Raw genomic sequence first — 16,103 nt, forward strand, 5'->3', positions numbered from 1 at the left:
ATGGGAAGACCTGCGGTGCAACGGGACTGCGGTGAAGAGATGCTGCGGCGAAGCGATGAAGCGGTGAAGCGATGCCTCGGTGGAAATCAGTTGCCGACGGTCGCCGACTGACGACGCGCAATGGCGGGGGAGATGCTCGAGCCGAGCGAACGATTCGCGGCGGCCTGGGTGATCCGGTCGAGGATGATGCCCATCATGACGAGGGTCAGGCCGGCGGCGAGGCCCTTGCCGAATAGATCACCCTGCGCCAGCCCCGAGACGACGTCGTAGCCAAGGGCGCCGGCGCCGACCAGGCCGCCGATCACCACCATCGAGAGTACGTAGATCAAGCCCTGATTCGTCGCCAGCGCCAGGGCTTTCGCCGACATCGGCAGCTGCACCTTGGTGATGATCTGCCACCTCGTCGAGCCGCTGGCGGTGGCCGCCTCGATCGTGTTGGTCGATACCTGGGAGATGCCGTCGGCGATGATCTTGATGGAGGCGGGCGCGGCGTAGACGACCGCCGCGACGATGGCGGTGAGCCTGCTGGCTTGGAACAGCGCCAGGAATGGCACGAGGTAGACGAAGGCCGGCAGGGTCTGTCCCGCATCGAGGATCGGCCGGAGGATCCGGTCGGCCATCTTCGACCGGCCCATCCAGACTCCGAACACCAGCCCGAGGATCATCACCACGATGGTCGCCACGATGGTCGCGGCCAAAGTCGACATCGCATCGGCCCAGACGCCCAGGTAGACCATCGCGGCCAGGCAGATCAGTACCGTGACGGCGACCCGCCAGCCGCCGACCAGGGCGCCGATCACCAGGAGCACCAGGCCGACCACGAAGAACGGACTCCCGGTCAGCAGCGACTCGAATGGATTGAGGACGTGGTTGGTGAAGTCGTTCTTGAACCCCGTCGTGAAGCCGGACATGTTGGTGGTGACCCAATTCGTCACGTTGTTGGCACCGTTGCTGATCGACGTCCCGAGGTCGGGCAGGCTCGCCTGCGGGAATTGAGCCGCCCAGAGGTAGATGCGGGACAGGTAGATGGCCACCACGGTGATCACCAGGGCGACGCCGATGACGATCAGCCGCAGCCGCCGGCGGTCGCTCCCGGCACGGGCGGCCACCTCCGCCCGAATGCTGGCCGCGGTGGTCACCCGGTCGAGGGTGATGGCGATGAGCACGATGGCCAGCCCGGCGTTGAACGCTGTTCCGACGTCCAGACTCTGCAGGGCCTGGCTGACGCTCAGGCCGAGTCCTTCCGCGCCGATCAGCGACGCGATGACGACCATGGACAGCGCGGCCATCACGGTCTGGTTGATGCCGATGACGATGGTGCGCTTGGCCATCGGCAGCAGCACGTTGCGTAGGCGTTGCCCCCGGCGGACGCCGAGCGAGTCGACGGCCTCCCTGGTGGTGACGGGAACCTGGCGGATGCCATGCGCGGTGATGCGGATGGCGGGTGGGGTGGCGAAGATGATGGTCGCGATCACCGCCGGGGCCGGACCGATGAGAAAGATCAACACCAGCGGCGCGAGGTAGGCGAAGCTCGGCAGGATCTGCGCGAAGTCGAGCACCGGGGTGATGATCTTGTTGACGCGATCGCTCGTGCCGGCCCAGATGCCAAGAGGGATACCGATGATCAGGGCGAACAGCACCGAGGTGAAGACCAGGCTGAGGGTGTCCATGGTCGCAGGCCACAGGCCCTGCAGACCGATGAAGAAGAAGACGACCGCCGTCAGCAGCGCCATCTTCCAGTTCGACACCGCGAACGCGACGAACGTCAGGATGCAGAAGGTACCCAGCCAGCCAATCTGCGGAATACCAAGGCCCACATCGGTCTTGGAGATCAGGTGGGTGACGAAGGTGCTGGTGTTGTCCACCACCAACCGGATCTCGTTGAAGAAGTAGACGAAGATCGGGTTGGTGTTGCGGTTGTTGCCGACCCAGTCGTTGAAAGTGTTCAGATCGGTGTGCAGCGACGTCAGATCCGCCTTGGCCAGCGGCAGATTCCACTTGTTCGCGAACACCTGACGCAGGATCAGCCACAGCACCAGGGTGCCGAGCAGGATCATCGTTCCGAGCGACAGCATCGGCTTGCGCGGCGCCACCGGTGGCGGCGGGGGCGCCGCCGCGGCCGGCCGCTCCATCTGGGCGGTGGCCATCAGGCGAGGACGGCCGGCTCGAGAAGCCGCGAATCGGTGATCGGGGTCGGATCGACATCGCCGACGGCGTGGGACTTGTTGATGATGCCGAGGATGTCGTCGCGCGTCACGACGCCGATCAGCTTGTCACCGTCCACGACGCCGACGGGACCGGCGGTCCCGAGCACGGTCGGGATCGCGTCACGGATGACGGTGCCGACCGGCAGCACCGGTCCGGTCGGCGAGGCCTCACCGGGCTGGGCGATCCATCGCAGGGTGAGCACGTCGGCGCGGGGTACCTCGGAGACGAAATCCGCGACGTAGTCGTCCGCCGGTGCACCGACAAGTTCGTCCCCGGTGCCGATCTGGACCAGCTCTCCGTGTCGCATGATCAGGATCCGGTCGCCGAGCTTGAGTGCTTCGGACAGGTCGTGGGTGATGAAGACCATCGTCTTGCCCATGTCGCGGTGCAGGCGGATCACCTCGGCCTGCATGTCGCGACGGATCAGCGGGTCCAGTGCCGAGAACGGCTCGTCGAAGAGCAGCACGTCCGGGTCTCCGGCCAGCGCCCTGGCCAGTCCGACCCGCTGCTGCATGCCGCCGGAAAGCTGGTCCGGGAAACGCTTCTCGTAGCCGTGCAGGCCGACCAGTTCGATGACCTCCTGCGCCCGCTTGTACCGGTCGCTCTTGCCCGTCCCCCGCACCTGCAGTCCGTAGGACACGTTGTCGATGACGCTCCGGTGCGGCAGCAGTCCGAAGTGCTGGAAGACCATGGAGATCTTCTTGCGGCGGATGTCCCGGAGCGCGGACTGCGAGGCCTTCATGATGTCCTGACCCTCCAGCAGCACCTGCCCGGCGGTCGGTTCGATCAGCCGGGTGAGACAGCGCACCAGGGTGGACTTGCCGGACCCGGAAAGTCCCATCACCACGAAGACCTCGCCCCGGGCGACGTCGAAGTTCATGTCCCGCACGGCGGGCACGCATCCGGTCCGCTCGAGGATCTCCGGCCCGGTCAGGGTGGCCATCGCCGGGTCGGTCGGGATCTTGTCCGCCCTGTGCCCGAAGACCTTCCACAGGTTGCGGATCGAGAAATCGGGAGTGGGTGTCGCGGATGCAGTCATCACATCTCCTGAGCTTGGGATCACAGAGCGGGGACAACGCGTGCCGGGCTTTCACTTTCACTTCGAGTCCGTCGCTTGCGGCGGTGACCGTGTTGCCGGCCGCCACCACCCGCGGCGAGGATCAGCGGGAGAACCAGTACTGCGGTGCAGGTGCGGTGTTCTGCCAGATGTGCTTGATCTCGCGGTACTCGGAAAGCCCGGTCGGCCCGAGCTCCCGGCCGTTGCCGGACTGACCGAATCCACCCCACTCTGCTTGTGGCACATAGGGGTGGTAGTCGTTGATCCAGACGGTGCCGTGCCGCAGAGCGCTCGCCACCCGCTGGGCGCGGGACGCGTCGCTCGTCCAGACGGCGCCGGCCAGCCCGTAGTCGGTGTCGTTCGCAATCGTGATGGCTTCGGCCTCGGTGGTGAACGTCTCGACCGTCATCACCGGTCCGAACGACTCCTGCTGGACGACGCTCATCTCGCGGGTGCAGCCGTCCAGCACGGTAGGTGGGTAGTAGAAGCCCTGCGCCAGAGGAGCTTCCGTCGGGATCTTGCCGCCGGTACGAAGGATCGCGCCCTCGGCAGCTCCGGCCATGACGTAGGCGTGCACCTTGTCGCGGTGGGCCGCGGAGATCAGTGGTCCGGTCTCGGCGTTGTCGTCGAACGGACCACCGAGACGGATCTGCGCTGCGCGCGAGACGATCTCGTCGACGACCCGGTCGTGCAGCTCTGCCGCGACGATCAGCCGGGCGCCGGCCGAGCAGACCTGGCCGGAGTGCAGGAACACCGCCGTGAGCGAGTAGTCGATCGCCGCCTCGATGTCGGCGTCGGCGAAGATGATGTTGGGATTCTTGCCGCCCAGTTCAAGGGCGACCTTCTTCACGGTCGCGGCGCCGGCCACCATGATGGCTTTGCCGGTGGCCAGTCCGCCGGTGAAAGAGACCATGTCGACACGCTTGTCGCTCGTCAGCACACTCCCGACCTCCGGTCCGGATCCGGTGACGAGGTTGGCGACACCGGCCGGAACGCCCGCTTCGGTCAGGGTGTCCATCAACAGGATCGCCGTGGACGGCGTCAGCTCACTGGGTTTCAGCACAAGCGTGTTGCCGGCCAGCAAAGCCGGTGCGACCTTCCAGGAGACCTGCAGCAGCGGGTAGTTCCACGGGGTGATCAGGCTGCAGACCCCGACCGGCGCGTAGACGATGCGACTGATCGCGTCCGGATTGCCGGTGTCGACCACCCGACCGGCGTCGGTGCCGGCGATTCCGCCGTAGTAGCGGAAGCAGGAGACAATATCGTCGATGTCGTATTCGGCCTCCACCAACCGCTTTCCCGTGTCCAAGGCTTCGGCCCGCGCGTAGATCGCCTTGTCGCGGATCAGCAGATCGGCGGTGTGCAGCAGCATCTCGCCGCGTCGCTTCTCCGGGAGCGCGGCCCACGAGCCCTCGTCGAAGGCGGTGCGGGCGGCCGCGATGGCCCTACCGGCGTCAGTCGCCGAGGATTCGACGACGGTGGTCACTTCGCGCAGATCTGCCGGGCAATGGATGGTCCGGGTGCCGCCGCCGTCGGAGAGGTGCCACGAACCGCCGACGTACAGGCCCTTGAGTGCCGGCGTCGTTTCGGATTCGGCGGACGGCAGAGTTGCGGCGGACGGGGCCAGACCTGCGCTCATCGTCACCTCTTCCGAATCGATCTCGCTTGGGCCAGCCCGTGTTGCGCATTACGCATCGGCGCGCTTCCTGAGCAACAGCATGGAACGGCATGAGGGGGGTGTCAAGAGTAGAAGCCTGATCGGACGGGTACAGCGGGGCAAGATTAACGCCGCTGTGACACGGGCGCGCGGGCTGCCCGTCGATGACACATGTTCGTCATCTGACGACACTGCACCTGCCGGGACTCCCGAGGCTTGTCCTTCGTAGGAAGGGGCTTCAGGAACGAGCCGACCAGGCCCGGCGGCCGGCGGCGTTGTTCGGGGCCAGGTAGCCCATGCGTTCCGACACCGCCGCCGCCGCAGCCTTGACCGCGACGATGACAGCGGGCACACGGTCCGGTTCGAGACGGAAGCTGGGCCCCGACACCGACAGCGACGCGATGACGGATCCGTCGAGGCCCCGCACCGGAGCGGCCACCGCCGTCAGGCCGATCTCGAGTTCGTCGACCGCCACCGAATAGCCCTCGAGGCGGACGGCCGCGAGCGAGGAGGCCAGCTCCGCGCGATCGGTGATGGTATTGCTGGTCAGTGCGCGCAACCGGCCGGAGGTGGTGGCGGCTGCGCCGAGGATCGCCTCCGCCTCTGCCGCTGAGGCATGGGCCAGCAGCACCCGTCCGTTGGCGGTGGCGTGCACCGGGTTCCGTCGTCCGATCCAGTTGTGGATCTGCAGCGCCGAGGTTCCGGCCACCTGGTCCAGGTAGAGCGTCTCGGTTCCGGAGAGGATGACGACGTTCACCGTCTCGCCGACCTCTGCGGCCAGCGGCACCGTCACGGGCCGGCTCTCCCGGACGATGTCGAGCCGGGATCTGGTCGCCCCGGCCAGGCGTAGGACGCCGACCCCGAGCTGGTAGCGGCCGCGGTCGGGCAGCTGTTCGGCCAGGCCGTGCGCTTCCAGGGTGCCGAGCAGTCGGGACGCGGTCGACTTGTGCACGCCGAGCAGGCCGGCGATCTCGGTGACGCCGAGTTCACCGTCCGCGGCCAACAGCTTGAGGATCGTCAGGGCGCGGTCGACGGACTGCACGGAACCGGTCGTGGCCTCGGCGGTCGACGACGCCGGATGCGACCGCAGGGCGTCAGGCATGGTCCGGAGCCTAACCGTCCCGCGCCGAGGGTGTGTGTGACCGGTCCGCCCGTGCGCCTCTGCATGGCCGGCCGAACTACCTCTTGACCTGACGACGGTCAGGCAACATGCTGGTGTTGCACATGGAGAAGCGTGTTGCTGAAGACGCAACAACTTGGAGGTCCGTTGTCGCCCCGTCCCGCCGCCGGCCGTGAGTTCATCCTGACGTTGTCCTGCCAGGACGGCCCCGGGCTGGTGTATGCGGTGACCGGGTACCTGGTGCGGTTCGGCGCCAACATCCTGGCCAGTCAGCAGTTCGACGACCGGCTGACGGGACGATTCTTCATGCGCGTGCACTTCACCCTCGATGACAAGGCTGCGGCTATGGCGGATCTGCTCGAGTTGCGGGCCGGGTTCGACGGCGTGTCGCAGGCGCATGCGATGCAGTACGAGTTGGTGGATGCCGCCACCCCGACCCGCACGCTGATCATGGTGTCGAAGTTCGGCCACTGTCTCAACGACCTGCTGTACCGCTACCGGATCGGCACGCTGAACATCGAGATCCCGGTGATCATCTCCAACCACAACGACTTCGCCGCGCTGGCCGCGTCCTACGAGATTCCGTACGTGCACCTGCCCGTGGCGCCGGACACCAAGGCTCAGGCCGAATCTCGGATGCTCGAGCTCATCGCGGAACACCGGATCGATCTGGTCGTGCTGGCCCGCTACATGCAGGTGATCTCGGAATCCACCAGCCGTGCACTGTCCGGCAAGGCCATCAACATCCACCACTCGTTCCTGCCCAGCTTCAAGGGTGCGAAGCCCTACCACCAGGCCCACGATCGCGGCGTCAAGCTGATCGGCGCCACCGCGCACTACATCAACGACGATCTCGACGAGGGCCCGATCATCGAGCAGGACGTTGCGCGGGTCGACCACAACTCCGGTCCCGACGATCTTGTCGCCGCCGGTCGTGATGTCGAGACCCAGGTCCTCTCGCGCGCCGTGAAGTGGCACTGCGAACGCCGCGTGATGCCCAACGGCTCCCGGACCGTCGTCTTCCGCTAGCTTCTACCGCCCCGCGCGGATGAACTCGTCGACTCCTGTCCCACCGGTCCCATTCGGGGCTGGTTGATCCGCGCAGCCCCAGTTGATCCGCGCGGGACACTGTCAGGAGCGGGAGGCGTCGCGGGGAGAGAGCTGGACGTGGATGCCGTAGTCGCGGATCTTGCGGTAGATCGAGGCCCGGGACATGCCGACCTCCTGGGCGGCGCGTTCCTTGTTGCCGTTGTTCGCGATCAGGCTGGCGACGATCGCATCGCGCTCCAGGTTCTCCAGCGGGCTGAGCTGGCGCCGGCTCCCGGACCGGCACTGCGCCGGGAGATCCTCGACGGTGATGCTGCCGGATCGGCGCAGCTTCACCACCTTCTGGAGCACCTCGCGCAACTCCGCGACATTGCCCAGCCACGGCAACTTGCCCAGCTGACGCATCGCCTCCGGCGAGCAGCTCAGGCTCTTCTGCAGCCCGGTGATCCGGTTCAGCAGGTGCGGGATCAGCAGGTGCAGGTCGTCGAGCCGGTGTCGTAACGGCGGGAGTTGCAGCGAGTGCGGGAAGTGCGGGAGCAACTGGGCATCGACCTCGGTGCCGACCCGATCGGCCGCCATGGTGATCGCCACCCACGGGTGTCCCGGCTGGTCCGCGAGCGCAGCCGCCGCGGCCAGCAGATCGGTCAGACCCATCAGGCCGGCGGGGCCCAACTGGTCGACGTGCCGCAGGATCACCGCACCGCCGTCCTCCTCGGACAGTGCGTCGGACACCTCGTCGAGCCAGCCCTCGATGTCGGCGCTGTCGGCCGCGTCGAGCACGGTGATGCGCCCGGTCGGGTGGTGCTGCTGGTGCACTGCCCTGGCCAGCGCCAGCTTGCCGACGCCCGCCTCGCCCTCGACCGCCACCCACTCGCGGTGGCGGTACCAGTTGTCGATCGACCGGCAGCAGCGCGACCAGCTGGCCGAATGCCCGACCAGGCCGGGGAGCGCCAGCGAGAGGGCCACCAGATTGTGGTCAGAGCTGTCGGGGGCAGCCGAGGTCGAGCTGAACTGCACCCGCAGCACGCCACCGACCAGTCGGTCGTCCAGGAAGGCCGGCTGGTAGTGCATCCGGGACGTCAGACCACTGGGAAGTTCGGCCACCAGGGTGATGGCCCGGTCAAGCCCGCGCGCGTCGGCCGCGCGGGCGAGCAGTGCCGCTTGATCGGACGAGTTGAGCGTCTGCCGAGCCTGGTCGTTCATCATCACCAGCTCGTCGCTGATGGCCACCACGACTCCGCCGGCATGTTGACAGGCGCTCATGTAGTCCCGGAACAGGGCCATCTCGCCCTGGCTGGCCTGGGTGAGCATGTTCCGTTCGATGCTGCTGGCGGTGGTGACGGCCAACGTCATCAGGAGTGAACCGGGCTCCTTCGCCCAGGTCGTCAGGTCGATCGCACCGAGCAGGGCGCCGCTCACCGGATGGTGGATCGGAGCGCCGGCGCAGGTCAGCCGCTCGAGGTTCTCCGCGTAGTGCTCGTGGCCGCTGACCAGAGTCGGGGTTCCTGATTCCAGAGTCGTGCCGACGCCGTTGGTACCGACCAGGTTCTCGGCATAACTGAAGCCGGGGGCCAGGTTCACCTGATCGAGATGCCGGGAGAGCTGCCCGCGGGAGGACCGTCGGTCCAGCACCAGACCGTTGGCATCGGTCAGCACGATGCTCACCGCAGAATCGGTGAGTTGCTCGTGCAACTGCCGCAGGATGGGTTCGGAGCTCAGCATCAGCGGCGAGTGCGGATTCGGATCCTTGACATACCGCAGATCGGGCCGATCGGCCAGCACCCGGAAGGCGCGGGATCGCTGCCATGACGTCAGGATCGGGGCGCGAACCGATAACTCGTCAACCGGGCCGGCGGTCAGGAAGTTCTCCCGGGCCACCGCGAGTCGCAGGGGTCGCGGCTGGGGGGTCGTTCGCGCGCGAGGTAGTGGCGTCATTGCCATCGTCCTTCGTGGAGCGAAATCAGAGCTTTCCCACAAGATCCGTCGGTGTGTCGCGTGGCCACCGGCGGCGGGTGGCGCAAACGTCAGGATCGCAGGTCGTGACTCCACTCTAGGGGGGTGGCACAAGGGCAGGGCAAGCCATCTCAGATTGAGACGGCCACGTCGATGGCCCCGGGGTGTGATTCCAACCACGACGACTTGACCCTGGCGCCCCGCGGCCGGGTTCGGAACAACCCGAGACGCAAGCCTCCTCGGAAGCGATCCGGCACCGAACCCAGGTTCTCCCCGGTCGTCCCATTCGATCCCGAATGCGCAGCCGCAAGGCACGAAGACACAGGAGGACGAGCAGTGAGCAGACAAAGTCTGAGCAAGGCGCACAAGAAGATCACGGAGCTGTCGTGGGAGCCGACCTTCGCGACTCCGGCGACCAGGTTCGGTACGGACTACAAGTTCGACAAGTCGCCGAAGAAAGATCCGCTGAAGCAGATCCTGCGGTCCTACTTCCCCATGGAGGAGGAGAAGGACAACCGCGTCTTCGGCGCCATGGACGGAGCCATCCGCGGCAACATGTTCCGTCAGGTGCAGGAGCGTTGGATGGAGTGGCAGAAGCTGTTCCTGTCGATCATCCCGTTCCCGGAGATCTCCGCGGCCCGCGCGATGCCGCTGGCGATCGACGCCGTCCCGAACCCGGAGATCCACAACGGGCTCGCCGTGCAGATGATCGACGAGGTCCGCCACTCGACGATCCAGATGAACCTCAAGCGTCTCTACATGAACCACTACATCGACCCGGCCGGCTTCGACATCACCGAGAAGGCCTTCTCGAACAACTACGCCGGCACCATCGGCCGCCAGTTCGGCGAAGGATTCATCACCGGTGACGCCATCACCGCCGCGAACATCTACCTGACGGTCGTCGCGGAGACCGCCTTCACCAACACGCTTTTCGTGGCCATGCCGTCCGAAGCCGCTGCCAACGGCGACTACCTGCTGCCGACGGTGTTCCACTCGGTGCAGTCCGACGAGTCCCGCCACATCAGCAACGGCTACTCCATCCTGCTGATGGCGCTGGCGGACGAGGACAACCGCCAGCTGCTCGAGCGCGACCTGCGCTACGCATGGTGGAACAACCACTGCGTGGTGGACGCCGCGATCGGCACGTTCATCGAGTACGGCACCAAGGACCGCCGCAAGGAGCGCGACAGCTACGCGGAGATGTGGCGTCGGTGGATCTATGACGACTACTACCGCAGCTACCTGATCCCGCTCGAGAAGTACGGCCTGAAGATCCCGCACGACCTGGTCGAAGAGGCCTGGAACCGGATCATCAACAAGGGCTACGTGCACGAGACGGCACAGTTCTTCGCGACGGGCTGGCCGGTCAACTACTGGCGGATCGACGCCATGACCGACGTCGACTTCGAGTGGTTCGAGTACAAGTACCCAGGTTGGTACAGCAAGTACGGGAAGTGGTGGGAGAACTACAACCGCCTTGCCTACCCGGGTCTGAACAAGCCGATCGCGTTCGAGGACGTCGGCTACCAGTACCCGCACCGCTGCTGGACCTGCATGGTCCCCTGCCTCATCCGTGAGGACATGGTGACCGAGAAGGTCGACGGCACGTGGAAGACCTACTGCTCCGAGACCTGCGCCTGGACCGACATGGTGGCGTTCCGTCCCGAGTACGAAGGTCGCGCCACCCCGAACATGGGCCGGCTCACCGGTCATCGGGAATGGGAGACCCTGCACCACAATCGGGATCTCGCCGACATCATCCAGGATCTGGGCTACGTCCGCGACGATGGCAAGACGCTCATCCCGCAGCCGCACCTGCACCTGGACGATCCGAAGAAGTTGTGGACGCTCGACGACATGCGCGGCATCAACTTCGCCAGCCCGAACATCCTGCTGAACCAGATGTCCGACGCCGACCGCGAAGCGCACATCGCCGACTACAAGGCGGGTGGCCCCGGCGGCCGGACCTCCGCCCAGGCAGCGGCTTTCGCCGGCGCCTGACGAACGGGCCGGCCCGGTGGTCGAATGACCGCCGGGCCGGCTGCTCCACCCGTACCGCCTGCCTCAGGCAATCCACATCCGATCAGGAGCGAACGTCATGGGGGAAACCCACCGCGTCAAGTTCGAACCGGTTGACCTCGAGATGGAGGTCGAGGAGTCGGAAACCGTGCTGGACGCGGCTTTTCGCCAGGGCATCACCCTCATGCACGGCTGTCGCGAAGGTCAGTGCTCGGCCTGCAAGTCGTTCCTCATCGAGGGCGACGTGCAGATGGACCGCTACTCGACCTTCGCCCTGGCCGACTACGAGAGCGAAGAGGGCTACATCCTGCTGTGCAAGACGCACGTGTACAGCGACGCCGAGATCGAGCTGATCAACTACGACGAGGAGGTACTCCGCGACGCGGTACCGCTGCAGAAGGTGACCACGACCGTGCGGCACCTGACGCCGTTGACGCACGACATCGTCTCCCTCGGCCTCACCCTGAACGACGGCAAGAGCTTCGACTTCAAACCCGGCCAGTACAGCGACATCTCCATCCCGAACACGACAGAACACCGGTCGTTCTCGATGGCGACCACCACCACGTCGGGCGGCGAACTCGAGTTCATCATCAAGAAGTACCCGGGCGGCCACTTCTCCGGTCTGCTCGACGGTGGCATCGAGGTCGGCGATCAGCTGGACGTGACGGGGCCCTACGGCACTTTCACGCTCCGGGCGAAGTCGGACCGCCGCATCGTCTGCATCGGCGGCGGAGCGGGGATGGCGCCGATCCTGAGCCTGCTCCGGCACATGGCGGAGACGGAGAACCGACGTCCGGTCACCTTCTACTACGGCGCCCGGAACCCTGCCGATCTGTTCTACGTCCAGGACATCCTGGCCCTGGCAGATCGACTGGTGGACTTCACCTTCGTGCCGGCGCTGTCCGAGACCTGGCCGGAGGACTGGTCTGCGATCGGGGTCGAAGGCGACACCGGTTTCGTCACCGACGTCGTCGATCGCCGGGAGAAGGATCTGACCGACGCCGACCTGTACCTCTGCGGTCCGCCGCCGATGGTCGATGCCGCCATCCCGATCCTGGAGGCCAGAGGCGTTCCCACCGAACGGATCTACTTCGACAAATTCACCACCTCCGTCATCTGAATTCTGGGGGCCCTCTGGATGTCCGTCGTCACCTGATCTTTCAATTGGCCAGAGAAAAACGAGAGAGAGCTGGACAACATGACACAAACCGCCGCGACGCCCGTGCGCAGCTTCCCGAAGCAGGAATTCACCGATGCCGAGGCCGGCGCCCTTGACTTCCCGAGTTCGAAGAGCCGCACCTACAACTACTTCAAGCCCACGAAGCTGCGGGCGACCACGTACGAGGACGTCACGGTCGATGTCCAGCCCGACCCGGACCGTCATCTGGCCCAGGGGTGGCTCTACGGGTTCGCCAACTCCGAGGGGGGCTACCCGAAGGACTGGACCACTCTGAAGTCCAGTGACTGGCACCTGTTCCGGGATCCCAACGAGGAGTGGGAACAGACGATCTTCCGGAACAACGCCAACATCGTCCGGCAGGTCCAGCAGAACCTGGCCAATGCCCGTGGCGCCAACGCCTTCGAAGGCTTCTCGCCGACCTGGGTGAAATTCCTCGAGCGCAACATCGGGGCCTGGATGCACGCCGAGCACGGTCTGGGCATGCATGTCTTCGTCGCCGCCCAGCGGTCCGCGCCGACCAACATGCTGAACAACGCGGTCTGCGTCAACAGCATCCACAAGCTGCGTTTCGCCCAGGATCTCGCGCTGTACAACCTCGATCTGTCCGAGGCCGGCATCGGCTTCGACGGCGCGGTGCACCGCGACGTCTGGCAGAACGACCCGGTCTGGCAGGGTGTCCGCGAGAACGTCGAGCGCCTGACCGCGATCGGTGACTGGGCCGAGGCGGTCTTCGCCGCCAACATCGTCTACGAATCGCTGGTGGGGGTGCTCTTCCGCAGCCATCTGGTGATGCAGATCGCAGCCCGCAACGGCGATTACGTCACTCCGACCATCGTCGGCGCCGGCGAGAACGACTACTCCCGTGACCTGGGTTACAGCCGGACGCTGTTCTCCATGCTGGCGAACGACGCGACGCACGGCGAGGCGAACAAGGCCGTCATGCAGGGCTGGCTGTCCAAGTGGGTGCCGCAGAGTCTCGCGGCAGCCCGTGCGCTGCAGCCGATCTGGTCGCAGCCGCTGGAGAGGATCATCACCTTCCAGTCGTCGTTGGATGCGTCCAAGGCTGGCCTCGTGGCCACGCTCACCGATCTCGGTCTCACCGAACCCAAGGAGCTCTCCGCATGACAGAAACCGTGCAGTCCACCGCATTCGGTGCCATCAACCGCACCTCGTCCAACATGTGCGGTGTGACGCTGATGAACAACCAGAACGGCTACGTCGTCGCGGAGATCATGGGCCACAAGCCGGGTGTCGTCATCTCGGAGTTCCCGTCGATGATCAGGGTGGACGGCAGCGGCTCGATCACCTTCGACTTCGCCGAGATCACCGAGGCACTGGGGTCGGAGTTCGACCAGTCGGACTTCGAGGAGATCATGTCCACCCACTACGGCCGGATGGTCCACTTCGACGACAAGACGATGCTCTTCGCCAATCCCGAGGACGCCGCCGAGTACATCGACTTCGATCTACCTGTCGTCAACTGACTGAACCGAGCCCGACCGGCGCGAACCCACTGGTATGACGGGGCCCCCGCACGTATGACCGGCCGCTCGCTCGTCTGACACTCGAGTGTCAGACGGGCGGGTCGACCGTCCTACGAGTCGTCCACACCCAGCAATTCGATCGAGCAAGGGAGCAAGGAGTGACAGCATATGCCTTCGACACCACGTTTCACGTCGACTGCGCCGCTCCGAGGCCCGTCGGCGAGATCGCCTTAGAAGCAGCTGATCTCGGTGTCGCCGGCACCGGTTACGGGAGGTGCCTCGAGCGGGCCTGCGGTCTGCTCCTGGCCCGCGGCTGGGACACCGGCGAGCTCTACTGGGCGCAGCTGTTCGACCTGCCCAGCGGGCCGGAGAAGTCGTCGTTGATGCAGGTGCGCGACGCCCTCGGCTTCCCGACCGATCCTGATGCCTACCTGATGTGCACTCCGCTCGGGGCGCGGATCTCTTTCCCCGAGTACGCCTGACCCGCCACGACTGTTCGGTTCGATCCGACCCCGCCGTTCTTCCGCACCGGGGTCGGCGCTCCACCACTCCCGCGACAGTGCGTTCCAATGAGAAAGGTTGTCCAGCATGGCAAAGGATCTGCGTTTCAACGTCGAAGCGAGAAGGCTCCTGGAGTCAGGCGTCAATGCCCTGGCCGATGCGGTGAAGGTGACGCTCGGGCCCAAAGGCCGCAACGCCATCATCGAGAAGCTCACCGGAGCACCGACGATCACCAACGACGGCGTGACCATCGCCAAGGAGATCCAACTCCGGGACCCGTTCGCCAACATGGGTGCACAGCTGGTCAAGGAAGTCGCGATGAAGACCAACGGGGTGGCCGGCGACGGCACCACCACGGCAACGGTTCTCGCCCAGGCCCTGGTCCGCGAAGGTCTGCGGGCGGTGGATGCCGGTGCCAACCCGATGCAGTTGCGGCGTGGGATCGAGACTGCGGTCGAGGCGGTCGTCGCGACGCTGGTCGACCGGGCCAGCCAGGTGAAGGGCATCGACGACCTGGCCCATGTGGCCAGCCTCTCCGCGAGCGACGACCGCGCCATCGGTGATGTGATCGCGGCGGCCATGGACCGTGTCGGCACCACCGGTGTGGTCACCGTCGAGGAGTCGAACCGGCTCGGTCTCGACCTGACCTTCATCGACGGCGTCGAGTTCGACCACGGCTACATCTCGCCGTACATGGTGACCGATCGCGATCGCATGGAAGCGGTGTTCGAGAACCCCTACGTGCTACTGACCAACCAGAAGATCTCCTCTGTCCAGGACCTGATGCCGGTGCTCGAACAGGCCCGGAAGTCCAACAAGGGCCTGGTGATCCTGGCGGAGGACGTGGACGGTCCGGCGCTGAACATGCTGGTCACCAACAATGTGCACAACACCTTCCGGTCCGTCGTCGTCCGCGCACCCGGATTCGGACACCGCCGGATCGCCGAGCTCGAGGACCTCGCCGCGCTGATGGGCGGCCGGGTGGTGAGCCCGGAGTCCGGGTTGACCATGAACCAGCTCCAGGTCGATCACTTCGGGCAGTGCCACAAGGTCACGGTGACCGAGAACGGGACGACCATCATCGGCGGTGCCGGCGCGGCTGCCGACATCGAGGCCAGGGTAGGGCATCTGCGTCGCGAGTTGGAGCGGACCGAGAACGAGCACGACCAGGACAACCTGCAGCTGCGCATCGCCCGGCTGTCCGGGCGGGTGGCCGTCATCCACGTCGGTGCCGCGACCAGCGTCGAGCTCCGGGAGAAGCAGCACCGCGTCGAGGACGCACTGTCGGCGACGAAGGCTGCCCTCGAGGAGGGCATCGTCGCTGGTGGCGGTTCCTCCCTGGTCCACGCCAGGACGGCGCTGGACGGGCTGGAACTCACCGGAGATGCGTTGCAGGGTAAAGAGATCGTCCGACGCGCGCTGGACGAGCCGCTGCGTTGGATCGCCATCAACGCCGGCTACTCCGGGGACGAGGTGGTCAAGATCGTCAGCGAGTTGCCGCTCGGCCATGGGTTCAACGCGATGACGGGCGAGTACGGCGACATGTTCGACTTCGGCGTCATCGACCCGCTGAAGGTGACCAGGTCCGCGCTGCAGAGCGCCGCTTCCATCGCAGCGCTGTTGATCACCACCGAAACGGCGATCGTCGAAGAGGTTCTCGTCAACCCGGGCGCGATCATGGCCCCCGGCTTCGGGGATCTGGCCGAGGGCATGGTCCGTCCGTCCAACATCTACTGACCCGGGCGCAGGAACGACGAATCGGCTGAGATGATCCCGGCCGTGTTGGTTCCGGCGGGGCCGGATCGTGCGGCCCCGCCCCACGACGATGGAGCCCGGGCTCCACCTGAGCAGTCGGGTGCCTCTCGTGTCGC

General features: G+C 65.9%; 12 protein-coding genes. 7 read left to right on the forward strand and 5 right to left on the reverse strand.

The window, feature by feature from the left end; genetic code table 11:
* Positions 1–86: 86 nt before the first annotated feature.
* The 4 genes from ABIB25_RS21045 to ABIB25_RS21060 all read right to left on the reverse strand — a co-directional run bounded on the left by ABIB25_RS21045 (position 87) and on the right by ABIB25_RS21060 (position 6,024).
* Complete coding sequence (locus ABIB25_RS21045; protein ID WP_502919874.1) at positions 87–2,147, reverse strand: ABC transporter permease; 2,061 nt, start codon at positions 2,145–2,147, stop codon at positions 87–89.
* Positions 2,147–3,247, reverse strand: a complete 1,101-nt coding sequence (locus tag ABIB25_RS21050) for a quaternary amine ABC transporter ATP-binding protein (protein ID WP_354530483.1) — start codon at positions 3,245–3,247, stop codon at positions 2,147–2,149. Before ABIB25_RS21050 ends, ABIB25_RS21045 begins: the two co-directional genes overlap by 1 nt.
* Before the next feature lie 121 nt (positions 3,248–3,368).
* A complete protein-coding gene (locus ABIB25_RS21055; RefSeq protein WP_354530484.1) occupies positions 3,369–4,904 on the reverse strand; it encodes an aldehyde dehydrogenase family protein in 1,536 nt (511 codons plus the stop codon).
* Positions 4,905–5,160: 256 nt separating this feature from the next.
* Positions 5,161–6,024, reverse strand: a complete 864-nt coding sequence (locus ABIB25_RS21060; protein ID WP_354530485.1) for an IclR family transcriptional regulator — start codon at positions 6,022–6,024, stop codon at positions 5,161–5,163.
* Positions 6,025–6,189: 165 nt separating this feature from the next.
* On the opposite strand from ABIB25_RS21060, the gene purU reads away from it, so the two are divergent.
* Positions 6,190–7,071 (forward strand): formyltetrahydrofolate deformylase, encoded by an 882-nt coding sequence (purU, locus tag ABIB25_RS21065; RefSeq protein ID WP_354530567.1) that lies wholly within the window; start codon positions 6,190–6,192, stop codon positions 7,069–7,071.
* Positions 7,072–7,173: 102 nt separating this feature from the next.
* Here purU and ABIB25_RS21070 read toward each other — a convergent pair whose 3' ends face one another.
* Positions 7,174–9,024 carry a sigma-54-dependent Fis family transcriptional regulator gene (locus tag ABIB25_RS21070; RefSeq protein WP_354530486.1) on the reverse strand — a complete coding sequence of 617 codons (1,851 nt, stop codon included), beginning with the start codon at positions 9,022–9,024 and terminating at the stop codon, positions 7,174–7,176.
* Positions 9,025–9,378: 354 nt separating this feature from the next.
* Here ABIB25_RS21070 and ABIB25_RS21075 point away from each other — a divergent pair, with 354 nt between their 5' ends.
* From ABIB25_RS21075 to groL, 6 genes are all read left to right on the forward strand, one after another.
* Positions 9,379–11,046 carry a ferritin family protein gene (locus ABIB25_RS21075; protein WP_354530487.1) on the forward strand — a complete coding sequence of 556 codons (1,668 nt, stop codon included), beginning with the start codon at positions 9,379–9,381 and terminating at the stop codon, positions 11,044–11,046.
* Positions 11,047–11,143: 97 nt separating this feature from the next.
* Positions 11,144–12,187, forward strand: coding sequence for an FAD-binding oxidoreductase (locus ABIB25_RS21080; RefSeq protein ID WP_354530488.1), 1,044 nt, complete (start codon positions 11,144–11,146; stop codon positions 12,185–12,187).
* A gap of 78 nt (positions 12,188–12,265) precedes the next feature.
* Positions 12,266–13,372, forward strand: a complete 1,107-nt coding sequence (locus ABIB25_RS21085) for an aromatic/alkene monooxygenase hydroxylase subunit beta (protein ID WP_354530489.1) — start codon at positions 12,266–12,268, stop codon at positions 13,370–13,372.
* Entirely contained in the window at positions 13,369–13,731 is a 363-nt protein-coding gene (gene mimD, locus ABIB25_RS21090; protein ID WP_187093467.1) for a propane 2-monooxygenase effector subunit MimD, read from the forward strand. The genes ABIB25_RS21085 and mimD overlap by 4 nt, the downstream gene beginning before the upstream one ends.
* A 158-nt stretch (positions 13,732–13,889) precedes the next feature.
* On the forward strand, positions 13,890–14,213 hold the full coding sequence (locus tag ABIB25_RS21095; RefSeq protein ID WP_354530490.1) for a hypothetical protein: 324 nt from the start codon (positions 13,890–13,892) through the stop codon (positions 14,211–14,213).
* 106 nt (positions 14,214–14,319) lie between these two features.
* On the forward strand, positions 14,320–15,969 hold the full coding sequence (groL, locus tag ABIB25_RS21100; RefSeq protein WP_354530491.1) for a chaperonin GroEL: 1,650 nt from the start codon (positions 14,320–14,322) through the stop codon (positions 15,967–15,969).
* Positions 15,970–16,103 lie beyond the last annotated feature (134 nt).

Origin of the sequence: Nakamurella sp. UYEF19, assembly GCF_040546275.1 — a bacterium.
Lineage (GTDB): Bacteria > Actinomycetota > Actinomycetes > Mycobacteriales > Nakamurellaceae > Nakamurella.